This window comes from Ruegeria lacuscaerulensis, assembly GCF_013034745.1.
Taxonomy (GTDB): domain Bacteria; phylum Pseudomonadota; class Alphaproteobacteria; order Rhodobacterales; family Rhodobacteraceae; genus Ruegeria; species Ruegeria lacuscaerulensis_B.
Genome location: NZ_WQGP01000010.1, coordinates 144,665 through 168,325 on the forward strand (window position 1 = coordinate 144,665; position 23,661 = coordinate 168,325).

A 23,661-nucleotide genomic window follows, 5' to 3' on the forward strand; every position below is an offset into this window, starting at 1 on the left:
GCTACAAATCCGCAAGCCCCATCATCGCGTAGGCAGGCGGCATCAGGGCGCGTCGCCACCGCCCCAGGGGGAACCGACCGGGCCTGCGGGTCATCGGCTCTGGCAAGTCCGGGTTATGCCCCAAAGCCAGTTGAGCCAGAGCCCGTCCGCAAAAGCTTCCCATCGCGACACCGTTGCCGTGATAAGCAAACCCGGCGAACATACCAGGCTGATCTGGCACCGGACCGGCATAGGGCATCAGGTTGCGGGACAGGCACACCATCCCCGACCACATATGAGTGACGTCCACCCCGCGCCACTCGGGAAACATCGCCGCAAAGTCATGGCGAACCTTTTGGCGAATGCCGGCCTCGGCACGCGACGAGGACCGAAGGCCGCCGCGCATTCCGAACAGGAACCGACGATCCGGCATCAGGCGGAAATAGTGCAACAAATTCCGGGTGTCATATGACATCTGATCCGAAGTCCAACCCTGCGCCTGCAGTTCGGCCTGCGTCAAAGGCCGCGTCACCAGAACGGTCGACTGCGCAGGCATATAACGCCCAGACATCCAGGCCGGAACATCCTCGCTGGAATATCCGTTGGTGCAGATCAGAACGTTTGTCGCCTGTATCCGGCCAGTTGGCGTCTGGAAATCAAAGCCGTTCGCTGTTTTGACAATTTTTGACACCGGGCTTCTCTGAAAGAGCTGGGCGCCGCGCGCTTTGGCGGCGTCTGCCAGCCCGTACAGGTACTTCCTTGGGTTCAGACCAAACCCGACGGGGGTGGTATAGCCGCCATGGAACGCGCCACCGAATCCCAAGGCGGGCAAGTCTGCAGCTTCGTGCAAAACACCCAAGGCCTCGGCGCTTTTCCTCAGCCTCTCCATTGCCCGCGCATTGTGCGCCAGTTGGGTTTCACCTTTGGAATGGGTATCGGCGTCGATTTCATAACTGCTCAGAAGATCGGCGACCAGATGGACGGCATCTTCCTCGGCCTGCGCATAGCCCGCTGTCGCCGCCTCACCGAACAGACGGGTCATGGCCTTGGGGTTAAGCTTCGACCCGCCCAGGCAACAAAACCCACCATTTCGGCCAGACGCCCCCCAGCCGGGCGTTTCGGCCTCAAGCACAGCGACGGATGCCCCGGCCTTGGTCAGATGCAACGCGGCGGACAGGCCAGTGAAACCCGCGCCAACAATGGCTACGTCAACGACCAAATCCCCAGACTGTTCCGGCCAATTGGGGGCGGCAATTGTTTCGTCCCACCAGCATCCCTGCCTTGGGCCGGGACCATAAGTATAGTCCGGAAACAGCCGTTTCATTCGGCCCGTGCCGCGGCCATTTCATCCTGCTTTTGTCGCATCATGGCGCGTTTTGTCACCAGCGACGCGGTAATGACGCCCACTGTCACGACGGCGATCATCAACGTTGACAGCGCGTTAATCTCGGGGCTGACACCCAGCCTGACCGCCGAGAAGATCTTGATCGGCAGGGTTGTGGCCGACGGCCCCGAGGTAAAGGACGCAATCACCAGATCATCCAGCGACAGGGTAAAGGCCAGCAACCAGCCGGAAATCACGGCAGGCGCAATGATCGGCAGTGTCACTAGGCGAAACGCTTGCGCGGGCGAACAACCAAGGTCCAGAGCGGCCTCTTCCAGCGACTGATCGAACGTCACCAAACGCGACGAGACAACGACCGAGACGAAACACATCGAAAAGGTCGTATGCGCCAGAACGATGGTCAGGATACCGCGATCCAGCCCGATGCCGATGAACAGCAGCAGCAGCGACAGGCCGGTGATTACCTCGGGCATCACCAGCGGGGCGTAGATCATACCGGAGAACAGCGTTCGACCGAAGAAACGCCCCCCACGCACCAGCACATAGGCGGCGGCGGTGCCCAGAATGGTCGCCAGCGTAGATGAGAACACAGCCACCCGGATTGTCACCCATGCCGCATCCAGAAACGCCTCGTTCTGGACAAGCTCACCATACCATTTGGTCGAGAAGCCAGCCCAGACGGTGACCAGCTTGCTTTCGTTGAAGGAAAAGATGATCAGGATGATCATCGGGATATAGAGGAACGCAAATCCCAGCGTCAGCGAGACCGCGTTGAACCAGCTTAGCCTGTTCATTGCTCGGCCTCCGTCTGTTTCTGCTGGTTGCGCTGGAACAGCACGATTGGGATCACAAGGATCAGCAGCAATACTACGGCCACGGCGCTCGCCACGGGCCAGTCGCGGTTCGAGAAGAACTCCTCCCACAAAACCTTGCCGATCATCAACGTGCCTGACCCGCCCAGAAGCGAGGGGATGACGAATTCGCCAATCACCGGGATCATCACAAGGAAACAGCCTGCTATGATGCCGGGGCGCGACAGCGGGATTGTCACAAGCCAAAAGGCTTGAACCCGCGAACAACCAAGGTCTTCGGCGGCCTCGATCAGGGATTCGTCCATCCGTTCCAGCGCCGAATAGATCGGCAGGATCATGAACGGCAGATAGGTGTAGACGATGCCGATATAGACGGCAGTGTTGGTGTTCAGAATGGTCAGCGGGGTCGAGATCAGCCCTGTCCACAGCAGCAACTGGTTCAGATAACCTTCGTTCGACAGAATACCCATCCACGCATAAACGCGGATCAGGAACGAGGTCCAGAAGGGCAGGATCACCAGCATCATCAGCGTCGGGCGCCACTCGGCAGGCGCGCGGGCCATGCCATAGGCGATCGGATACCCCACCAGCAGGGTCAAAAACGTCGAAATCAGAGCGATTTTTACGCTGGACAGGTAGGCTTTCCAGTACAGGTCATCCTCGGTCAGCCAGACATAGTTTTCCAGATCAAGCTGGCTGAAGAACTCTTTGATGCCCGACCAGCCCTGCGAGAAATCCAGCGTCGGCGTGTAAGGCGGAATGGCCAGCGCGGTATCCGACAGCGAGATTTTCAGGACAATGAAAAACGGCACCAAAAACAGCGCCAGCAGCCAGATATAGGGAACGGCGATCAGAAAGGCGCGGCGCATCAGTCGGCCAGCAGAACCGCAGCCGTCGCTGTCCAGGACAGCCAGACCGGGTCTTCCCACGTGAATGCACGGCGCGAGATACGGCGGGTATTGGCCGACTGCGCCTTGATGATCGTGCCGTTGGGCAGTTCCACATGATAGGTGGACAGGTTGCCCAGATAGGCGATGTCATGGACCTTGCCCTGCACCGCATTGATCGCGTCCGCCGGCCGGTCGGCGGAAATTGTCACCTTCTCGGGGCGGATGGCCAGATGACAAGCCTGCCCCCGCGCAAACCCTTTGGCCGAGGTCGCGGTCAACGGGGCCTGCCCTTCGGCCCAATCGATCTGATAGGTGTCTTCACCATTGGCGGTGGCGCGGCCTTCAATGATGTTCACGTCGCCAATAAAGTCTGCGACATAGACCGAGTTGGGGTTCTCATAAATCCGGTCCGGCGTGGCGACTTGCATCAGCTGTCCCTGATCCATTACGGCCACGCGGCTGGCCACGGTCATAGCTTCCTCCTGATCGTGGGTCACGATGACAAAGGTGGTGCCGGTCTTTTCCTGAATATCCATCAGCTCGAACTGCGTGTCCTGCCGCAGCTTCTTGTCCAGCGCGCCCAACGGTTCGTCCAGCAGCAATAGTTTTGGCGCTTTCGCCAAAGACCGTGCTAAAGCGACCCGCTGCCGCTGCCCGCCCGAGATCTGGTGCGGTTTACGACGCGCGAATTGCGTCAGCCGGGTCAGGCGCAGCATTTCTTCGACTCTGTCCTCAAGGTCGCGTTTGGGCATGTTGTCCCGGCGCAGACCAAAGGCGATGTTTTCCCAGATGCTCAGATGCGGGAACAGTGCGTAGGATTGGAACATCATGTTCACCGCCCGCTTGTTCGGTGGGATCGGGTCGATATCCTGACCGCCCAACATGATGTGGCCTTCGGTGGGCGTCTCGAACCCGGCCAACATCCGCATCATTGTGGTCTTGCCGCAGCCCGAAGGCCCCAGAAGAGCGAAAAATTCTTTCTCGAAAATATCCAGAGACAGGTTGTCGATTGCCGTAAAGTCTCCAAACCGCTTGGTGACATTCTGGAATTGGATCAAGGGTTTCGCCTGTGGGTCTTCCCACGGCGCAAAGACGTCAGAGTTCACTACAGCCCCCGTTCGGCAATCTTGGGAAAAACGGCAGGGCGGAAAACCCGCCCTGCCTTAGGAAATCGGATCAGGTACCCGATTTGATCTTGGTCCACAGACGGGTCACAACCCGCTGCGTTTTTGCCGGGTAGGGCGTGGTGATGTAGAGATTCTGCATCGTTGCGTCGTCCGGATAGATCGCCGGATCGCCGATCACGTCTTCCTCAAGAAACTCTTGCGAGGCTTTGTTGCCATTGGCGTAGTACACATAGTTCGACGCCGCAGCCATGTTGTTGGCATCCAGGATGAAGTTCAGGAACTTATGCGCACCTTCCGGGTTCGGTGCATCCGCCGGAATCGCCATCTGGTCGAACCACATCAGCGAGCCTTCGGCGAAGGGGTGATATTCAATCTCGACTCCGTTGTCGGCCTCGGCGGCACGGTCACGGGCCTGAAGAATATCACCCGACCAACCCACGGCCACGCAGATATCGCCATTGGCCAGCGCGTTAATGTATTCCGAGCTGTGGAATTTCTGGATGTAGGGGCGCACGCTGGTCAGCACTTCTTCGACCTTGCCGATCACCTTGGGATCATGGCTGTCAGGGTCTTCGCCCAAAAATTGCAGCGTCATCGGAATCATTTCCGCGGGCGCATCCAGGAAATGAACGCCGCAACCGGCCAGCTTTTCCATATTCTCAGGTTTCAGCACCAGTTCCATGCTATTCAGCGCAACATCGTCGCCCAGCAGCTCACGCACTTTGCCAACATTCACACCGATCCCGGTGGTGCCCCACATGTAGTTGATCGAATAGGCGTTGTCGGGGTCATAGCCCGCAGTGCGTTCCTGAATGACATCCCAAAGGTTGCCTGAATTGTCCAACTGCGAGGTATCCAGAGGCTGGAAAGCACCCGCCTGGATCTGGCGTTGAAGGAATGTGCCCGAGGGCACAACCACATCATAGCCCGATCCGCCAGCCAGCATTTTGGTTTCCAGAACTTCGTTGCTGTCGAACACATCGTAGATCAGCGTCAGGCCGGTTTCGGCCTCGAACTTCTCCAGCAGTTCCTCGTCGATATAGTCGGACCAGTTGTAGACACGCACCTCTTCGGCGAAGGCCGCCGAAGTCCCCAATGCGATGACCGCTGTCAGTGTCAGCGTTTTGATTGACATTTTCTTCTCCCTGCAAGTGTGCGGGTATTTTCCCGTTTTTTTGGATTTGATCAAGTTTTGCGTTTTCCCCCGATCCATCGTATGGTTTCACGAGGTCAGATTCCTGGCAAGTCAACATAGTCGAAAATAGGGTAAACCACTTGGATTTGATCAAAAATAAGGCGGTTTCACAGGTCTCCGGGGATCAGAAACAGCCGGCGCATGAACAGGTCTATCAGACACTGCGCGCACAGATCATGTACGGCGATCTGGTGCCCGGACAGCCTGTCACCATACAAGGACTGACTGATTCGCTTGGAGTTGGCATGACCCCTGTACGCGAGGCGATCCGAAGGCTGATCTCGGACGGCGCACTGGTGTTTCAAGGCAACCGTCGGGTCAGTGTACCTTTGCTGAAGGACAGTGATGTCGGGCAAATGATTTTTGCAAGAATTGCAATAGAATCAGAGCTTTCCAGACGTGCGACCCTTAACATGAGCAAGGCCGAGATAGACGCGCTCGCCCGCATCGATCAACGATTGGACCGCACCATCGCGGACGGAGATGTCGGCGGCTATCTGCGCCTGAACCACCAGTTCCACCAAACTCTGTACGCCCATGCCGACGCCCCGATTCTGAACGATTTGGCCGAAAGTCTGTGGCTTCGGTTCGGCCCGTCCCTACGAGTCGTATGCGGCCGGTTCGGAACTCAAAGCCTGCCGGATCGCCATAAGGACATCATCTCGGCACTGCGTGATCAAGACCCCCAGCGCGTTGCAAAAGCCACCGCGCAAGACATCGAACAAGGGATGGAGCTGATGGCCGGAGCACTATCGACGTCCTAGAATAATGCGATTCGATTGACAGGGAAAAATTTGATCATATTATGATCGCCAACCGCTCTTGCAGGAGATTCCCCGATGTCGACCATCACCAACCACATGCCGACCGCCGATTTGCAGGCGCTGGACGCTGCCCACCATATGCACCCTTTCTCGACCAATGCGGACCTGAGCAAGGACGGTGCGCGCGTCATTACCCGTGCCAAAGGTATCTATTTGTCCGACAGTGAAGGGGAACAGATTCTGGATGCCATGGCCGGGCTTTGGTGCGTGAATATCGGCTATGGCCGCGATGAACTGGCGGATGCCGCCGCTCGCCAAATGCGCGAGCTTCCCTACTACAACACCTTCTTCAAGACCACCCATGTCCCCGCCATCGCCTTGGCCAACAAACTGTCCGAACTGGCGCCAGGCGATCTGAACCATGTGTTTTTTGCAGGCAGCGGGTCCGAGGCAAATGACACCAATATCCGCCTCGTTCGCACCTATTGGGCCGAAAAAGGCCAGCCTGACAAGAATATCATCATCAGCCGCCACAACGCCTATCACGGCTCATCCGTAGGCTCAGCGTCGCTTGGCGGAATGGCTGGGATGCATGCTCAGGGCGGCATTCCGATCCCAAATGTCCATCATATCAATCAACCCAACTGGTGGGCCGAGGGCGGCGACATGGCGCCAGAAGAGTTCGGCCTGGCCCGTGCGCGTGAATTGGAAGAGGCGATTCTGGAGTTGGGCGAAAACCGCGTTGCAGCCTTCATCGCCGAACCCGTGCAGGGCGCGGGTGGCGTGATTGTAGCTCCCGAAACCTATTGGCCGGAAATCCAGCGCATCTGCGACAAATACGAAATCCTGCTGATCGCCGATGAGGTGATCTGCGGCTTCGGTCGCACCGGAAGCTGGTTCGGCTCACAAACCATGGGCATCCGCCCGCACATCATGACCATCGCCAAGGGCCTCAGCTCGGGCTACGCCCCCATCGGCGGGTCCATCGTCAACGACGACATCGCCAAAGTTATCGGCGATACCGAATTCAACCACGGCTATACCTATTCCGGTCACCCTGTTGCCGCTGCCGTGGCGTTGGAAAACCTGCGCATCCTCGAAGAGGAACGCATAGTGGACCACGTCCGCGACGTCGCCGCCCCCTACCTGAAAAAAAAATGGGAAGCTCTGACCAGCCACCCGCTGGTGGGTGAAGCGAAAATTGTCGGCATGATGGGCTCAATCGCCCTAACCCCGGACAAATCCAGCCGTGCAAAATTCGCATCCGAAGCTGGAACGATCGGCTTGATCTGCCGCGAGCGCTGCTTTGCCAACAATCTGATCATGCGCCATGTCGGCGACCGCATGATTATCTCGCCACCGCTGATTGTGACACCTGCGGATATCGACGAAATGTTCCTGCGCATCCACAAATCACTGGACGAAGCGCATGCAGAAATCACCAAACAGGGATTGATGAGAGCCGCCAATTGATCCGCGCAGCTTCATCTGGCCAAAAATATCTCGGGGGAGTCGCGGCCTGCCGCGGCGGGGGCAGCGCCCCCTTTACCTCAACCGCTCAAGCAACCGCAGGGACGGGTAGCCATCCGGCACCAACCCCTGCGCGAGCTGATATTCTCGCACAGCATTGACCGTATTTGGGCCCGTGCGTCCATCCACGCCCTGCGTATCAAACCCGGCTTCAGTCAAGCGGGTCTGAAGCTCTTTCTTCTCGGTAAAGCTCAGCACCCGGTCGCCACGTGGCCACGCGCCTTGAAACGGCGCGCCACCCGCCAAACGATCCGACAGGTGCCCTACCCCGATCACATAGGCATCCGCGCTGTTGTACTTCTCGATCACCCGGAAATTGTCGAAGACCATCAACGCAACCCCCTGCCCACCAGCAGGCAGCAGGATCGCGGCCTTACCATGGTTGGGAACCGCACGGCCTTGCGGTGTCACCACCCCCTGCCGCGCCCATTGCGATGGTTTCAGAGTATAATCCCGCCGCGCCTGGCTATAGTCGAACCCTTCAGGCAACCGCACTTCGACCCCCCAGGGCTGACCCTTTTTCCACCCATGGCGCGCCAGATAAGACGCGGCCGAGGCTAGTGCATCCGTTGGATCATCGGCCCAGATATCCCTGCGACCATCGCGGTCGAAATCCACCGCATGTTCCAGATACGAGGTCGGCATGAACTGCGTATGCCCCATCGCACCCGCCCAACTTCCAACCATATTGGACGGCGCTACATCCCCGGCCTCGACAATCTGCAAAGCCGCAACCAGCTGCGCCTCGAAAAACTGCGCGCGGCGGGCGTCAAAGGCCAATGTCGCCAGCGAGCGGATCGTCTGATCCCCGCCTTTGAATGATCCATACGAGGTCTCAAGCCCCCAGATCGCGGTCACAACCTCTTTTTCGACGCCATATTTCTTTTCGATCTTGTTCAGGGTTTGACTGTAGTCATCCAACCCGGCACGCCCACCAGCGATGCGTTTGCTCGACACAGCGGAATCCAGATAGTCCCAGATCGGTTTTGAGAACTCGGCCTGATTGCGGTCCCGTTTGATAACGTCCTTGTCATAGGTCAGCCCGGTCAGTGACCGGTCCAAAGTACCCGCCGAAATCCCCTGTTCCACCGCCCGTTTGCGAAAGGCGCCCAACCATGCCTGAAAGCGTGCGTTTCCTTCGGTTGCCACCCGATACTCCTGTGTCGATGGCCGCAAGGCCGGACGCAGCGAAACCGCCACGTCCGCCGAGGCCACCTGAAAAGCCCCTGACTTGTCTTCTGCGTGACCCGGCGATACCTGCAAAAGGGACGCCCATAGCGCGACGGTCACGGCGCCGCTGATGCTTTTACGCATGTCGAATGTCCTGATTACTGCTCAAGGCCAAGAATAGCGCAAAACGGGAAATTCACAAAGCGCGCAAAAGACCGATGCGCCGTGTTTTGCCCAGCGAACGCATGCTGACGGCACCGGTTCGTGACCTGAGGCCCGGCCAGGGCGCCTACTTCTGCCGGCGCTTGCGTTCGACCTTGCGCTTGATCTTGTCTTTCTTTCGCTTGTTGCTGAGCGCCTTTCGCCGCGCGCCGCGTTTCACCGGACCTCGCCCACGCGGCAGGGCCTGATCGTCGATGGACAGCAACTCCAGCTCCAACCCGCCCGTAACCGGCGTCGCCTCAGTCAGGCGCACCGTGACGCGTTGGCCGATGGCGATAATCAGCCCGGTGTCTGATCCCATCAGCGTCCCGGCCTCGCGGTCGAAATGAAAAAACTCACGCCCCAAGGATCGCACGGGCACCAACCCATCAGCGCCGGTTTCGTCCATCTTCACAAAGGCCCCGAACCGCGCGATGCCGCTGATGCGGCCGGTGAATTCATTGCCCACCCGCTCGCTCAGATAGGCGGCCAGATAGCGGTCGGTTGTGTCACGCTCGGCCATCATCGAACGCCGCTCGGTGTCCGAGATATGGGTGGCGGTTTCGTCCAGCCGCGCGATTTCATCTTCGGTCAGCCCATCCTTGTCCCAGCCATGGGCCGAGATCAGCGCGCGATGCACGATCAGGTCCGCATAGCGGCGGATAGGCGAGGTGAAATGTGCATAGTTCCGCAGCGCCAGACCGAAATGGCCGAAGTTTTCGGGGTTGTAATAGGCCTGTGCCATCGACCGCAGGGTCGTCAGGTTGATCAACTCCGCATCTTCGGTTCCAGCAGCGGCGTTCAGCAGCGCGTTGAGGTGGCGGGTTTGCAGCACCTGCCCTTTCGCAAGGTTCAAACCGGCAGCCTGAGCCGTTTCCCGCAGGCTCTCCAGTTTCTCGGGCGCGGGTTCTTCGTGGACGCGGAACAGCAGCGGGCGGCGTTTGGCAATCAGCGTCTCAGCAGCAGCCACGTTGGCGAGGATCATGAACTCTTCGATCAACTTATGAGCATCCAGCCGGTCGCGAAACGCCACGCTGGTCACTTCGCCGGTGTCGCTGAGGACGATCTTGCGTTCGGGCAGGTCCAGCTCCAATGGCTGTCGCACCGCACGCGCGGATTTCAACGCGGCATAAGCGGCATAGAGCGGCTTCAGAACTGTCTCTAACAGTGGGCCGGTGCGATCATTCGGCGACCCGTCGATGGCCTCCTGCACTTCAGCATAGTGCAGCGACGCAGCCGAGCGCATCAATCCCCGCACAAAGCGATGACCGATCTTGTTGCCTTCGGAGTCGATCTGCATCCGAACGGCGATACAGGCGCGCGGGACGCCTTCGTGCAGCGAGCACAGGTCGCCCGACAGGCGGTCCGGCAGCATCGGTACCACGCGGTCGGGGAAATAGCTGGAATTGCCGCGCTTGCGTGCCTCGCGATCCAGTGCGGTTCCAGGCTGCACATAGGCGGCGACATCGGCAATGGCGACCCAGATCACATGACCGCCGGGGTTCCTCGGATCATCGTCCGCATGCGCATAGCACGCGTCGTCATGATCGCGCGCATCTGAGGGGTCGATGGTCAGCAGCGGCATATCCCGCAGGTCCTCACGGCCCTTCAGACCGACGGGTTTGGTCTTGTCAGCCTCGGCGATCACCTTGTCCGGGAAGTCGTCAGGGATACCGTGCTGGTGGATTGCAATCAGCGAGACCGCCTTGGGCGCGGTTGGATCACCCAATCGTTCCACGATGCGGGCACGGGGCAGGCCCATGCGGTTCTTGGGCCCGGCCTGTTCGGCCTCGACCAACTCACCATCCTTGGCGCCATGCACCGCACCATCTGGGACCAGCCATTCATTCTGGCCCGCTTTGTCGATGGGCACGATCCGCCCGCCTTCGGCCCCTTTGCGAAAGATACCGACGATCTTGCGCGGGTTGGTGCCAATGCGGCGGATCAGGCGGGCCTCGTAATTGTGGTCTTCCTCATGCACCACGGTCAGGCGGGCCAGAATCCGGTCGCCCTCGCCCAGCGCCGGGTCACTGGCGCGGGTGATCAGCATCACGATGGGTTCGACCCCTTCGCCATGCCACTCCAAAGGGCGCGCGAACAGGTCGCCATCGGCGTTCGGAGCCTTGACCTGCAACACACTGACCGGCGGCAGACGATCGGGGTCGCCATAGCTGCGCTTGCGTTTTTCCAGATGGCCGTCGGCCTCAAGCTCGCGCAGGATGCGTTTCAGATCGATCCGCGCCGCCCCCTTGATCCCAAAGGCTTTGGCGATATCGCGTTTCGAGGTCAGGGTGGGGTTCGCCGAGATCCAGTCAAGGACCTCCTGCTTGGTGGGTATGCGACTCATATATTTGGCGTAACACGGGCGTGCGACGGCGTCATGACCAAAAACGGATCAGGGTTTCAGATCCGCCACCGTGTCCACATCACGCAACGGGTCCTGCAGCGACACCCGCGCGCCGGGGATCGATGCCAGCGTATCCGCCAGCGCATGTTCGGTGGACCAGCGCACATTGCTAAATAGACCGTCGGGCAGCGCACCGTATCTTTGCGCGCCCACCAGCCAATACCCGCCATCGGGCGCAGGGCCGAACACCATCTGCGCTCCGCCAAGCGCTGTGAACGCGCGGGCAATATGGCTACGCGTGATGCCCGGAATATCCGCCCCGATCAGACAGACCGGCCCAGGCGGCATCCCGCGCAACATTCGCCCCATCCGGTCACCCAGATCTCCCCGCCCTTGCGCTGCGCGCGGCAGGTCGGTGGGCCAGATGCGGCTGGTCAGCCCTTCGCGGTCGGGCGAAACCGCGAGCACGATCTGCCAGCGCGGGTCGCGCAGCCGCCGGATCAGGTTTCGGGTCTGATGGCGAAACCACCACGCTGCACCAACCATGCCGATATCCCGACCCAGCCGGGTTTTCACCCGACCCGGTCGCGGCTCTTTGACCATGATCACAAGGGTGCGCTGCATCTCAGGCGAAATAGTCCCGCAGGATGCGCGTATAAATCGCCTTGAGCTGTTCGATCTGGGCTACCTCGACGCATTCGTCCACCTGATGCATCGTGCGGCCCACAAGGCCGAATTCCACCACCGGGCAGTGGTTCTTCACAAATCGCGCGTCCGAGGTACCGCCCGTGGTCGACATCTCGGGCACCACACCGGTTTCCGCCTCAACCGCCTTGGCGACCAGTGCGGACAGGGGCCCCGGCGGGGTCAAAAAGCTCTCGCCCGAGATCTTGATGCGCAGGTCGATCTCAACCCCGAACTCATCGGCCACGGCAGCGGCCTCGGCCCGCAACCAATCGTTGAGGCTGGCCCCGGAATGCAGATCATTGAACCGGATATTCACAGCCCCTGTAGATTGCGCGGGGATCACGTTTGTTGCCGAGTTGCCCGTGTCGATCGTCACCACGGCCAGTGTTGAGGCGTCGAAATGGTCCGTACCCTGATCCAACTCGTGGCTGGCCAACCGGTCCATCAGCCGCGCCATTGCGGGCATCGGGTTCTTGGCGCGGTGCGGATAGGCCGCGTGGCCCTGCACCCCGGTCACGGTGAACCAGATATTCATCGAGCCACGCCGCCCGATCTTCATCATCTCGCCCATTGTGTTCGGGCAGGTCGGCTCACCAACCAGACAAACCGACATCTTTTCCCCGGCGCTGTTCATATAGTCCAGCAGGGCGGTCGTGCCGTCCAGCGCGTCGCCCTCTTCATCGCCTGTAATGGTCAGGATCACGGCCCCATCGGGGGGTGTGTCGCGCACGAAATCAACCGCGGCAGCAGCGAAGGCCGCCACGCCGGACTTCATATCCGTGGTGCCACGCCCGTACATCACACCGTCTTTCACCTGCGCCCCGAAGGGCGGCGTGGTCCATGCGGCCTCATCGCCGACGGGAACAACATCGGTATGGCCGTTAAAACCAAAACTACGCGGATGCGACTTGTCGCCCCAACGGGCGAATAGGTTGCTGACCCCACCGCGATCTACGCGGGTACAGTCAAAGCCTGCGCCGGACAGCAGATTTTCCAGCAGAACCAGCGCTCCGCCCTCCTCGGGTGTGACCGATGGGCAACGAATCAGCTCCGCCGTCAACTCTACCGGGTCTGTCATCTTTGCCCCTTTCCCATTCCTCACACGCAGGTTCGCGCACAGATTCAACGAATTGGCCCAATTGCCAACCCCTGAGTCGGCCACTTCACCTCGTTTTTTGACAGAACTCTCGGGGTGATACCCCAACAAAACATCAGGTGTGACCCAGCGACCACCTTGTCCCACCCGATAAATTCGCGTTACAGGGCCGCGAAACAGGTAATTTTGATGACTCGCATTCTTGTCACATGGATCTGCCTGACTTTCGCGGTTCTCGCACAGCAAAGCCAGGCGCAGACATTGTCGGTCACCACCGTGACCCGTCCTCCGTTCTCATATGTCGAGGATGGGGCGGATGTGGGATTCTCGATGGACCTGCTGGCTGCTTTGGCCGAGGCCCTGAGCTGGGACTACGAGATCGACCGCGTGGACGGCTTCGGCGACATGCTGGTTGCGGTGCAAGACGGCACGTCTGATCTGGCCATCGCCAATATCTCGATCACCGCCGCGCGTGAAACGCAGATGGATTTCAGCCAACCGATTTTCGAGGCCGGTTTGCAGATCATGGTTCCCTCGGACGCGGTGCGACGCCCGTCTCTGCTGCAAGCCTTGCTGTCGATTGAGCTGTTCATCGCCATCGGGCTGGCCTTTGCAATCCTACTGGGCGGAGGGATGCTGATGTGGGTGTTCGAGCGCCGCTCGCAGCCCTATTTCGACCGCAAGCTAGATGAGGCATGGTTTCCGTCCTTCTGGTGGGCGCTTAATCTAGTCGTGAATGGCGGGTTCGAGGAACGGATGCCGCGCACCCCCTTTGGCCGCCTGCTGGGCGTGGTGCTGGTGGTGTCGTCCCTGTTCATCGTTTCGGTGTTCACCGCGCGCATCACCTCGGTCATGACGGTGGATGCGATCAGCGGCAACGTGAATTCGGTCAATGACCTTTATGGCAAGCAGGTCGGCACGATCTCGGGCTCGACCGCTGCCAGTTTCCTGAACCGGCGCGAGATCGAGTTTGCAGGCTATGACAGTCTTGATCCCTTACTGGCCGCGTTCGAAGCCGAGGATCTGGACGCCGTCGTGTTCGATGCCCCAATCCTGTCCTACTATGCCACGCATCAGGGTCGCAGGTTCGCTTCGATGACCGGCGGTATTTTCCTGCGCGAAAACTACGGGATCGTTTTCCCGACCGGCTCGCCCTTGGTGGAAGACGTCAATCAGGCACTGCTGGCCCTGCGCGAAGACGGCACCTATGACGAGATTTACCGAAAGTGGTTCGGCGCGCGGAACTAGACCGCGTCTTCATCCCCGAAAAACGGCGTCATCTGAGCAACAATGACCGCGTTCTCGTCCAGCGCACGTTGCATCAGGGCGCGCTCATCCGGGTCGATGTCATGGCCCTGCGCTTCGCGCTCGGCCAATGTGCCATAGCCGGTCACGTCCAAAGGCGCGGTGTCGGCTTGTTTCAGGATCGCTACTGTTTCGCGCACCGCCTCGGCCTCATCCACACCGCTGGCAAAGCACATCAACGCCGCCCCGGTCGCGCCTTCGGGCAGGCCATCGCCTTCTTTGCGGCCGATCTGCACAAGCAGAGTGTAAACTTGCTGACGGGAGGGTTTCTTTTGCTTTTCCATGTTGGGGGCCATAGCTGCGCGCCCCTGTCCGGTCAAGCGATTGCATGAGGGCGGGCATCTGGCCATAGTGACGCCATCAGCCAAGAGGGGGCCATATGACCTATCCAGATTTCATTACCAATTTTCCCAGCCTCGACGTCCCGTTCCCCGAGGACGTGGTACAATCCGCCGTGATCCGCTCGGACGCCGGTTTGGTGGCATTTTTTACCTTTTTGCAAGACTTCGAACTGCCCATGCATTCGCACAAGGCGCAATGGGGCACGGTCATTGAAGGCGAGATCGAATTGACCATCGGGGATGAGACACGCATCTACCGACCCGGCGACAGTTACTCGATCCCTTCAGGTGTGGAACATGGCGGTAAGATTAAGGCCGGGTCGCGGGTGATCGACGTGTTCGAGGAAGCCGACCGCTATCCGGTCAAGGGCTAACAATAAAGGCCGCAGCGCGGGGCTGCGGCCTGTATTCGACTGGCGCGGGGTTTAGTCGCGCAGCAGTTCATTGATCCCGGTTTTCGAGCGGGTCTTTTCGTCCACCCGCTTCACGATCACAGCGCAATAGAGGCTGATGTTGTTCTTGGTCGGCATGGAGCCAGCAACGACCACCGAATAGGGCGGCACTTCGCCGTAGGTGACCTCACCGGTTTCGCGGTCGACGATCTTGGTTGATTTGCCGATGAACACGCCCATGCCCAGAACCGAGCCTTCGCGGACGATGCAGCCCTCGACCACTTCCGACCGGGCTCCGATAAAGCAGTTGTCTTCGATGATGGTCGGGCCGGCCTGCATCGGCTCCAACACGCCACCAATGCCGACGCCGCCCGACAGGTGGACGTTCTTGCCGATCTGCGCGCAGGACCCGACGGTGGCCCACGTGTCGACCATCGTGCCTTCGTCAACGTAGGCGCCGAGGTTCACGAAAGACGGCATCAGAACCGCGCCGGGCGCGATGTAGGCTGATTTGCGGACCACACAGTTGGGCACGGCGCGGAAGCCTGCGGCTTTCCACTGGTTCTCACCCCAACCGGCGAACTTGCTGTCCACCTTGTCCCACCAGCCACCGGCCTGTGGGCCACCGGTCTGGATTTCCATGTCCTTGATGCGGAAGCCCAGCAAGACCGCTTTCTTGGCCCACTGGTTCACGTGCCAGTCGCCACTGTCCAGCTTTTCAGCAACACGCAGCGTGCCGCTGTCCAGCGCGTTCAGCGTGTCTTCGATGGCCTCGCGTGTTTCGCCGGTGGTGGCGGGGGTGATGGTATCGCGTGCCTCCCATGCGGCTTCGATGGCGGCTTCCAGTTGCGCGTTGGACATTTCGGGGCTCCCTGACGAATCTGTTCACGTTGGTGTTGCCTATACGCAGCCGAAAACAATGACGCAATGCGACGAAGGCGGGTGCGTTTACGTCAGGACATCGAGACTGCGGTGTTTTGCGGGCCGTCTAGCTTGCCCGCCTGATATGACGCACCAAAATTGAAACTGCCCCTGCCGTGTCTTTCTTCTGGATCGCCTGCATCAGCGCGGCGTGGTCGCTGTCGACCCGCTGCTCCCATTTCGGCCGCCAATGCGCGAACAGATAGCGCGCGCTGGCGATGTGCAGATCGTCGATTGTACGCAGCAAACGCGGCAACCCGCAGGGCGTCAGAATGGCACGATGAAAGGCGCGGTTCCTGGCTTCCCATTCCGGCATGGTTTCAGCCGCATCACAGGCAAGTCGCGCCTCTTCTGCACGTACCAGGGCATTAGGTGTCAGGTTCTGTACCGCGTATTGCAGCGCCAGAGGCTCCAGCGCGACGCGCATCTCGATCACTTCGCGCATCTCAACCGGGTCCAGCGCTGTTACGCGCATTCCACGACGGGGTTCGCTTTTGGCCAGCCCATGGGCCTGCAACCGTAGCAAGGCCTCGCGCACCGGCACATGACTGGTGTCAAAGGCCCGTGCAATATGATCCTGACGCAGCTTTTCCCCGGCGGTCAGTGCGCCAGTTATGATCTGCTGGCTTAGGTTGTCGTAAATGGTGTCGGCAATGGTCGCGCTCATGGATTATAGATAAAATCCGACCCTGCAGATCACAAGCCGCATTCTCAGCCCATCAGCGGGTCGGGTGAAATATTGCCCCCGCACACCAGCACGGCCACTTTTTCCCCCGGCGCGGGCTTATACGCGCCAGAGATCAACGCCGCCAAAGCCGCAGCACCTGCCGGTTCGACCAGAATCCGATGCGCTTGCCAAAGCCGCTTTTGCGCGTCGGCAATGGCCGCATCGCTGACCAAGACTGAGGTCATGCCCTGCGCCAGACCAAAACAAATCGATCCGATCCGCCGCGCGCCCAGCGCATTGGCAGCAATGCCCGAGACTGAGACATCGACCGGCTCCCCGGCCTGCAACGCGGCATTCAAAGCGCATGAGGTCTCGGGCTCGACCGCCACGACCTTGCGCGCATCCTGCAACCACGCCAGCGCCCCAGCAATCAGCCCTCCGCCGCCAACGGCGACCAAAACTGTGTCGGCTTGCAGACCCTGAGCCTCCCATTCGGCGAAACACGTGCCCTGTCCGGCGACGGTGCCCGGCGCGTCATAGGCGTGGATCTGCATCGCGCCGGTCTGCGCCTCATGATCTTGCGCCGCCGTAAGCGCGTTCGCGTATTCGCCAGACACAACACTCAGGTCCGCTCCCGTTTGTTCGATCAATGCGATTTTGGACGGACCCGCCAGTTCAGGTACGAAAATCTTGGCCGGATAGCCCAGCGTCTGCGCCGCATAGGCCGCCGCTGCCCCGTGATTGCCACCCGATGCGGCCACGACACCGGCCGCGGGAACATCCATGCTGAGCAACGTATTAAACGCCCCACGCGCTTTGAAGCTGCCAGTGTGCTGCATGTGCTCCAGCTTCAACTCAATCGGGTAGCCCGGAACGCGGCTTTCCACCACGGGTGTAACCTGTGCGTACCCAGCGATCCGGTCTGCGGCTGCTGAAATTTCGTTCTTCCAATTCATTCTTGTACTTCCGTGACTGGCGCTCTGACCGCGAACCCTATAGCTGTTTTGCAAACACGCAAGCAGGGAAACCTCACATATGAGAGAAGACCGCCACAGCCCGTTCCGCGACGCGCAGACCGACCGCTCGACCGCGAGCGAGGTGCCGGACACGCCGCAGACACGCTCGCCCGCCTATCGCCTTGCCTTTGCCGATGATGAGTTCCTGTGCCGCGATGAGCTACGCCCGGTGCGCCTGCAATTGGAGCTGCTTAAGCCCGAGATGATCATGAGCGAACGTCAGATCACCTCGACCATCGTCATGTTCGGCGGCGCGCGCATCCCGGAACCGTCGCAAAAACACAATGCGCGCACGAAAACTCTGGCTGACTTGTCTGAGTATTATGACGAAGCACGTGAATTTGCCCGGTTGATGACCGAGAAGTCGAACCAGACAGGCTGTCGCGAGAATGTCATTGTCACCGGCGGTGGCCCCGGCGTGATGGAGGCTGGCAATCGCGGCGCGCAGGACGCGGGCGGCTGTTCCATCGGGCTGAACATCGTGCTGCCGCATGAACAGGCGCCGAACCTTTATGTGACGCCCGAACTCAGCTTCAACTTCCACTATTTCGCCATCCGCAAGATGCATTTCCTGATGCGCGCCCGGGCCATCACCATCTTCCCCGGCGGCTTTGGCACCATGGATGAGCTGTTTGAATCCCTGACTTTGATCCAGACCGGCCGGATGGACCGCGTGCCCTTCCTGCTGTTTGGCCGAGAGTTCTGGGAAAAGGTCATCAACTGGGAGGCACTGGCGGATGCGGGCACCATCTCGGAAGAAGATCTGGACCTGTTCCGTTTTGTCGACACCGCGCAAGAGGCTGTCGACATCATCGAGAACTGGGAACCCGCCCCACCCCGCGACGACATTCCGGGGCGCTGAGAGATGGCCCCCAAACCCGGAGAGATGCTGCACCTGCGCGGCAATGCCCTGAATGCAGGCGACCCTGTGGCGCTGCCGCTGACCCAAAGCAGCATGTACCACCTGCCCGGCGCGCCGGACGGTTTGGCAACCTATGGCCGCGTCGACAACCCCACATGGGTGCATCTGGAACATGTTCTGGCCCATCTGGAGGACGCGCTCTGCCTCGTGTTCCCCTCGGGCATGGGGGCGATCTCGGCCGCTTTGTTTGCCACCATCAAGGCCGGGTCGCGCATCCTGATCCCGTCCGACGGCTACTATGTCACCCGCGTGCTGGCGGATCGGTTCCTGTCGGGTCTGGGTGTGTCCGTCACCGAACGCCCCACGACCGGTTTCACTGAGGGCGGGTTTGAGGGGTTCGATGTGGTCTTTGTCGAAAGTCCCTCGAACCCCGGTCTGGACATGATGGACTTGCCCGCGATTGCACAAGCAGTACGCGCAGTCGGAGGGATCACGATTGCTGACAACACCACCATGACCCCGCTGGGCCAGCGCCCGCTGGATCTGGGCGTGGATGTGGTTGTCGCCTCGGACACCAAGGCGATGGGTGGGCATTCCGACCTGCTGATGGGCCATGTCTCCAGCCGCAATCCGCAGATCATGGAGCGGGTCGAGGAATGGCGCAAAGTCTCTGGCGCGATCCCCGGCCCGCATGAGGCATGGCTGCTGCATCGCGGGCTAGAGACGCTGGATGTGCGGTTCGACCGGATGTGCGCCTCGGCGCAGGTACTGGCCGAGCGGCTAGCGGATCACCCTGCGGTGAAAGCTATCCGCTATCCCGGTCTGCCCTCTGACCCCGCGCACGCGCTGGCCAAAGCGCAGACAACGCGGTTCGGGTTTCTGTTGTCGATCACGCTGGACAGTGAAGACAAAGCCGAAACCTTCATCAACGCCTGCCCGATGCTTCGTCCTGCCACATCCTTCGGAGGCGTCCACAGTTCAGCCGAACGCCGCGCGCGCTGGGGCGACGATGTGGACCCGGCCTTCATCCGTCTCTCGGTCGGGTGTGAACCGGTCAAGGAGTTGTGGCAGGCGATCAACGCCAGCCTTAACGCGCTGTGATTACTTCTTGGGCTCGCGCAGTTCAGTGAACACATAGATCGGCAGCACGATGCTGGCGATCAACGCCCCCAGCCAGACCAGCAAGGTTGCGGCCAGCAGGTTCGAAATACCGCCCACAGTCAGACCATTTGTGATCAGATCGGTCAGCAGCAACCCGACAAAGGTCACGATCAACGCGATACCGCCCTTGATTGCAGGCGCGCGCTTTGCGCCCAGTTTCAGGATCAGTGGCTCGGCGACCCATTGAATAAGCGTGAAAACGATCACCACCACGATGAACGAGATCGGCCGGATCGCAAATTCAGGCAGCAAGATCGCCGCCAGCAGCAACCCGATGGCATTCCCAGCCAGCAGGGCCAGAACGGACTTGAGTCTGCGCGTCATTAAAGTCTCCGTCAGCAATCAATTCAAAACATGCAGATATTAGCAGGATTAAGCGATTTAGCGAGGTATTTCAAAAGCCTCTTTCTTTTGGGTCTTTGAAATCGCATGATAAAACCCAAGTATCAAGGTCAGACCCCCACCGACGAGAGGTGAGATGAGCGACGATCCCTATACCGTTTTAGGTGTTGCCAAGGATGCCAGCGACGCCGAGATCAAGAAAGCCTATCGGCGTATCGCCAAGGACTGTCACCCCGATCTGAAACCCGGCGACGCCGAGGCCGAGGCAAAATTCAAAGCCGCAGCCGCCGCTTATGATCTGCTGAAAGACCCCGAGAAACGGGCGCAATACGATCGGGGTGAGATTGACGCCTCGGGCCAGGAGCGTCCGCAACAACATTACTATCGTGACTATGCCGAGGCTGCCGGAAACCCCTATCGCGGGCGCGCGGCAGACCCGGACGATATGTCGGACATCTTCGCCGAATTCATGCGCGGGCGCGCCAACTATGGTCAACGCAGTCAGGGGTTCCATGCGCCGGGGCATAACCGCAGCTACAGCCTGCAGATCAGCTTTCTGGACGCTGTGTTTGGCGCCAGCCAGAAACTGACATTGCCTGACGGCGACCGGATCGAGGTTAAGATCCCGGCAGGCATTACAGACGGCCAAACCATCCGACTTCGCGGCAAGGGGGATCCCGGGTTTGGCGACGGGCCTGCAGGTGATGCTCTGGTCACCGTGACAGTCGCACCTCATCCGGTGTTTGAACGTCAGGGTGATGACATCCACATTACCCTGCCCATCACCATTGACGAGGCTGTTCTGGGCGGCAAAGTCCCCGCGCCAACTATTGACGGCGGCGTCAACGTCAGCGTGCCGCCCGGCACCAGCTGCGGCAAAACCTTGCGGTTGCGGGGCAAAGGGGTCAAAAAACGCGGCTCTTCCGACCGGGGCGACCAACTGATCGAATTGACCGTCGCCATGCCGGACCAGATCGACGATGACCTAAAGGCTTTCATGGAAACGTGGCGTGACACACACCGCTATGATCCTCGCAAAGGAATGCCGTCATGACCCGCACCCTGACCGAATCCGAAGTGATCGCAACCGTGACTCGCCTGACCTCAGCCCGGTTGACCGAGTATCTGGCCGCCGAAATCGTGATCCCTGAAAGCACCGAACAAGGGCTGGTCTATCATAGCCTTGACGTGGCCCGACTAGAGCTGGCCTGCGAGTTACACGACCAGTACGAGATGGAAGCAGATGCACTGTCGATGATGATCTCGCTGATCGACCAGATGCACGGGTTGCGCGCCGAACTGCGCGAGGTGCTGAACGCCGTCGAATCGCAGCCCGAGCCCGTCAGGCAAAGCCTGATCGACGTGATCGGCACCGCCCGGTTCGGGCGATAGGAAAGCTCAGTTCTGCACCAGATATTCTTCGGGCACGTAGAATGTATAGTCCCTATCCGCCACGGCCTCGTGACAATCGTGGCAATAAGACACGGCGCTGGCGCGGTCGCCCATCGTGTCGCCAAAGACCGACCCGTCCGGCATCACCATGATATAGCGCCAATCTGCCGTATCCGGGCTGGCGCCTTCAGCCAGTTTCTCCATCACGAACAAGGCGCCGGGATGGGTGTTGCCCTCATCCGTGACAGTCATGCTGTCCTTGGCCAACACCGACCCCAAAGGCAGCTTTTCACCCGGTTGCAGCGTGCCGTAATTGTGCGCCATCCGGTTGGCATAGCTGTTTACGAACCGCCTGCCATGGGTTTCCGAGATATAGGGCGCATCGTTGAACAAAGGCCAGCTCTGATAATTTCGCAGCTCATCCATCTGCGCGGCGGCGTATCCCCGCGCCATCCGGCGCTGTAATGAGGCATAGATACTCAGCGCCTCTTCCTTGGTTAGATCCGCCGGGTTTTCGATCGCAAGATGCGCGTTTTCACCATTCGACTGGGCCGCGACTCCGGTCGCCACCAAGCCTGCCAATCCTAACCCCAATAGAATTTTGCGATTTTGTCGTATCAATTGCACAAACATTCATATGGCCTATCTGTTCAATTCGGTTCACAGAAACGCCGCACGTCTTGTGAGTGGCTATTAGATAGCGGCCATGGGTCTTCTCGCCATCACGGGGCACTCGACTCTCACCCCATTGTGCATGGATGTGAGCGCAGTACCCAAGTTTTGACCTGGCAAACATACCAAAAAACGCATGCAATAGACAGACGCAGACGCATTAAATCTGTTTACGGGGCGATCAAATTTTATGCTTACTATCCGTCGAGGCCCGCTTCGGCTGCAATTTGCTTGCGCGACTTGCGCGCACGCTCGGTTGCGGATTTCAACTGACCACAGGCTGCCATGATGTCCTCGCCCCGCGTTTTGCGGATGGGGGAGGCATAACCCGCCTGATAGATGATATTCGCAAACGCCCGGATCCGGTTGTTCGAGCTGCGCTTATAAGGCGCGCCTGGCCATTCGTTGAACGGGATCAGGTTGATCTTGGCCGGGATGTTGTGGCGCTTGATATGGTCAATCAACCTATGCGCGTCGGCGTCGCTGTCATTGACTCCATCCAGCATCACGTATTCGAACGTGATCCGCTCCGAATTAGACGCCTTGGGATAGCTGGCCAGTGCGTGTAGCAGCTCTTCGATATTCCAGCGCTTGTTGATCGGCACCAGCACGTCGCGGGTCTCATCCGTAGTGGCGTGGAACGAGATCGCCAGCAGGCAGCCGATTTCTTCCGCCGTTCGGGCAATCTCGGGCACCACACCGCTGGTCGAAAGCGTAATCCGACGGCGGGACAGGGAAATTCCCTCTGGGTCCATGGCGATCTTCATCGCGTCGCGCACGTTGTCGAAATTGTAAAGCGGCTCGCCCATGCCCATCAATACGATGTTCGACAGCAGGCGCGTTTCGTCTTTGGGCGCACCGGGAGTGGGCCATTCGCCCAGATCATCGCGAGCCATCATCACCTGACCCACGATCTCGGCCGCGGTCAGATTGCGCACCAGTTTCTGTGTGCCTGTATGGCAGAAAGAACAGGTCAGCGTGCAGCCCACTTGCGAGGAAATACACAGCGTGCCGCGATCGTCCTCGGGGATATAGACTACCTCAACCTCGTGCCCGCCGGCGATGCGGCACAGGTATTTTCGGGTGCCATCCTCGGACACCTGCCGTGTTACGACCTCGGGAATTTCGATCACAAAGCTCTCGGCCAGTTGGGCCCGATAGGCTTTGGCGAGGTTCGTCATCTGCGCAAAATCGCGAACACCCCATTGATAGATCCACTGCCAGATCTGCCCGGTGCGCATCTTGGCCTGTTTCTCGGGCGTGCCATGTGCGACCAGCGTCTTGCGCAATTGGTCGCGAGTCAGACCGACAAGGTTAACCTTCCCCTCGGGCAGCTTGCGCGGGATGGTCATGACGTCTTGAGTGATCGGCGCTTTGGGCGACATGGGGCTATCTCAACGGATTCTGGCTTGGGATGCGCCTCTATATAGGACCTAGCGCAAAGATC

General features: G+C 59.8%; 24 protein-coding genes. 8 read left to right on the forward strand and 16 right to left on the reverse strand.

All coding sequences use genetic code 11. The features are described 5' to 3' along the window. Position 1 precedes the first annotated feature (1 nt). The 5 genes from GOV79_RS19120 to GOV79_RS19140 all read right to left on the reverse strand — a co-directional run bounded on the left by GOV79_RS19120 (position 2) and on the right by GOV79_RS19140 (position 5,288). Entirely contained in the window at positions 2-1,303 is a 1,302-nt protein-coding gene (locus tag GOV79_RS19120; protein WP_170791278.1) for an NAD(P)/FAD-dependent oxidoreductase, read from the reverse strand. After that, positions 1,300-2,118, reverse strand: a complete 819-nt coding sequence (locus GOV79_RS19125; protein WP_170774875.1) for an ABC transporter permease — start codon at positions 2,116-2,118, stop codon at positions 1,300-1,302. The genes GOV79_RS19120 and GOV79_RS19125 overlap by 4 nt, the downstream gene beginning before the upstream one ends. Next, positions 2,115-3,005, reverse strand: coding sequence for an ABC transporter permease subunit (locus GOV79_RS19130; RefSeq protein WP_170791280.1), 891 nt, complete (start codon positions 3,003-3,005; stop codon positions 2,115-2,117). The genes GOV79_RS19125 and GOV79_RS19130 overlap by 4 nt, the downstream gene beginning before the upstream one ends. Beyond that, positions 3,005-4,132, reverse strand: a complete 1,128-nt coding sequence (locus GOV79_RS19135) for an ABC transporter ATP-binding protein (RefSeq protein WP_170791282.1) — start codon at positions 4,130-4,132, stop codon at positions 3,005-3,007. Before GOV79_RS19135 ends, GOV79_RS19130 begins: the two co-directional genes overlap by 1 nt. A 70-nt stretch (positions 4,133-4,202) precedes the next feature. Beyond that, positions 4,203-5,288: a polyamine ABC transporter substrate-binding protein gene (locus GOV79_RS19140; protein ID WP_170791284.1), complete on the reverse strand. Its 1,086-nt coding sequence runs from the start codon at positions 5,286-5,288 to the stop codon at positions 4,203-4,205. A gap of 140 nt (positions 5,289-5,428) precedes the next feature. Between GOV79_RS19140 and GOV79_RS19145 the strand changes: the two genes are divergently transcribed. Continuing rightward, the gene (locus GOV79_RS19145) at positions 5,429-6,112 is read left to right on the forward strand and encodes a GntR family transcriptional regulator (RefSeq protein WP_170791286.1); all 684 of its coding nucleotides are present in this window, start codon (positions 5,429-5,431) and stop codon (positions 6,110-6,112) included. Positions 6,113-6,187: 75 nt separating this feature from the next. Then, positions 6,188-7,585, forward strand: coding sequence for an aspartate aminotransferase family protein (locus tag GOV79_RS19150; RefSeq protein WP_170791288.1), 1,398 nt, complete (start codon positions 6,188-6,190; stop codon positions 7,583-7,585). A 72-nt stretch (positions 7,586-7,657) separates the two neighbouring features. Here the strand turns inward: GOV79_RS19150 and GOV79_RS19155 are convergent, their stop codons facing one another. The 4 genes from GOV79_RS19155 to dapE form a co-directional block, all read right to left on the reverse strand. After that, on the reverse strand, positions 7,658-8,956 hold the full coding sequence (locus tag GOV79_RS19155) for a lytic murein transglycosylase (protein ID WP_170791291.1): 1,299 nt from the start codon (positions 8,954-8,956) through the stop codon (positions 7,658-7,660). A 145-nt stretch (positions 8,957-9,101) separates the two neighbouring features. Beyond that, positions 9,102-11,360 (reverse strand): ribonuclease R, encoded by a 2,259-nt coding sequence (gene rnr / locus GOV79_RS19160; protein ID WP_170791293.1) that lies wholly within the window; start codon positions 11,358-11,360, stop codon positions 9,102-9,104. A 48-nt stretch (positions 11,361-11,408) separates the two neighbouring features. After that, entirely contained in the window at positions 11,409-11,984 is a 576-nt protein-coding gene (locus GOV79_RS19165) for a TIGR04282 family arsenosugar biosynthesis glycosyltransferase (protein WP_170791295.1), read from the reverse strand. 1 nt (position 11,985) lies between these two features. Beyond that, positions 11,986-13,125, reverse strand: coding sequence for a succinyl-diaminopimelate desuccinylase (gene dapE, locus GOV79_RS19170; RefSeq protein WP_170791297.1), 1,140 nt, complete (start codon positions 13,123-13,125; stop codon positions 11,986-11,988). Between the two features lie 207 nt (positions 13,126-13,332). Here dapE and GOV79_RS19175 point away from each other — a divergent pair, with 207 nt between their 5' ends. Beyond that, entirely contained in the window at positions 13,333-14,391 is a 1,059-nt protein-coding gene (locus tag GOV79_RS19175) for a transporter substrate-binding domain-containing protein (protein ID WP_170791299.1), read from the forward strand. Here GOV79_RS19175 and GOV79_RS19180 read toward each other — a convergent pair. Further along, positions 14,388-14,732: a DUF8846 family protein gene (locus GOV79_RS19180; protein ID WP_170775019.1), complete on the reverse strand. Its 345-nt coding sequence runs from the start codon at positions 14,730-14,732 to the stop codon at positions 14,388-14,390. The two genes, GOV79_RS19175 and GOV79_RS19180, sit on opposite strands and share 4 nt — an antisense overlap. A gap of 95 nt (positions 14,733-14,827) precedes the next feature. Here GOV79_RS19180 and GOV79_RS19185 point away from each other — a divergent pair, with 95 nt between their 5' ends. Next, on the forward strand, positions 14,828-15,163 hold the full coding sequence (locus tag GOV79_RS19185; protein WP_170791301.1) for a cupin domain-containing protein: 336 nt from the start codon (positions 14,828-14,830) through the stop codon (positions 15,161-15,163). 51 nt (positions 15,164-15,214) lie between these two features. Here GOV79_RS19185 and dapD read toward each other — a convergent pair whose 3' ends face one another. The 3 genes from dapD to GOV79_RS19200 all read right to left on the reverse strand — a co-directional run bounded on the left by dapD (position 15,215) and on the right by GOV79_RS19200 (position 17,725). Further along, on the reverse strand, positions 15,215-16,042 hold the full coding sequence (dapD, locus tag GOV79_RS19190) for a 2,3,4,5-tetrahydropyridine-2,6-dicarboxylate N-succinyltransferase (RefSeq protein ID WP_170783112.1): 828 nt from the start codon (positions 16,040-16,042) through the stop codon (positions 15,215-15,217). Between the two features lie 127 nt (positions 16,043-16,169). Continuing rightward, complete coding sequence (locus GOV79_RS19195; RefSeq protein ID WP_170791303.1) at positions 16,170-16,769, reverse strand: GntR family transcriptional regulator; 600 nt, start codon at positions 16,767-16,769, stop codon at positions 16,170-16,172. Positions 16,770-16,813: 44 nt separating this feature from the next. Beyond that, complete coding sequence (locus GOV79_RS19200; RefSeq protein WP_170791305.1) at positions 16,814-17,725, reverse strand: threonine/serine dehydratase; 912 nt, start codon at positions 17,723-17,725, stop codon at positions 16,814-16,816. A 79-nt stretch (positions 17,726-17,804) separates the two neighbouring features. Between GOV79_RS19200 and GOV79_RS19205 the strand changes: the two genes are divergently transcribed. Together GOV79_RS19205 and GOV79_RS19210 are read left to right on the forward strand one after the other, a co-directional pair. Further along, positions 17,805-18,647, forward strand: a complete 843-nt coding sequence (locus GOV79_RS19205) for an LOG family protein (protein WP_170791306.1) — start codon at positions 17,805-17,807, stop codon at positions 18,645-18,647. 3 nt (positions 18,648-18,650) lie between these two features. Then, entirely contained in the window at positions 18,651-19,748 is a 1,098-nt protein-coding gene (locus tag GOV79_RS19210; protein WP_170791308.1) for a cystathionine gamma-lyase, read from the forward strand. Here the strand turns inward: GOV79_RS19210 and GOV79_RS19215 are convergent, their stop codons facing one another. Then, positions 19,749-20,132 carry a hypothetical protein gene (locus tag GOV79_RS19215; protein ID WP_170783117.1) on the reverse strand — a complete coding sequence of 128 codons (384 nt, stop codon included), beginning with the start codon at positions 20,130-20,132 and terminating at the stop codon, positions 19,749-19,751. It lies immediately after the preceding gene. 154 nt (positions 20,133-20,286) lie between these two features. Between GOV79_RS19215 and GOV79_RS19220 the strand changes: the two genes are divergently transcribed. Together GOV79_RS19220 and GOV79_RS19225 are read left to right on the forward strand one after the other, a co-directional pair. Continuing rightward, positions 20,287-21,204 carry a DnaJ C-terminal domain-containing protein gene (locus GOV79_RS19220; RefSeq protein WP_170791310.1) on the forward strand — a complete coding sequence of 306 codons (918 nt, stop codon included), beginning with the start codon at positions 20,287-20,289 and terminating at the stop codon, positions 21,202-21,204. After that, positions 21,201-21,542: a hypothetical protein gene (locus GOV79_RS19225; RefSeq protein ID WP_170774914.1), complete on the forward strand. Its 342-nt coding sequence runs from the start codon at positions 21,201-21,203 to the stop codon at positions 21,540-21,542. The genes GOV79_RS19220 and GOV79_RS19225 overlap by 4 nt, the downstream gene beginning before the upstream one ends. A 6-nt stretch (positions 21,543-21,548) precedes the next feature. Here the strand turns inward: GOV79_RS19225 and GOV79_RS19230 are convergent, their stop codons facing one another. Then, a complete protein-coding gene (locus GOV79_RS19230; RefSeq protein ID WP_331252768.1) occupies positions 21,549-22,112 on the reverse strand; it encodes a cytochrome P460 family protein in 564 nt (187 codons plus the stop codon). 299 nt (positions 22,113-22,411) lie between these two features. Beyond that, entirely contained in the window at positions 22,412-23,599 is a 1,188-nt protein-coding gene (rlmN, locus tag GOV79_RS19235; RefSeq protein ID WP_170791314.1) for a dual-specificity RNA methyltransferase RlmN, read from the reverse strand. Between the last annotated feature and the right edge of the window lie 62 nt (positions 23,600-23,661).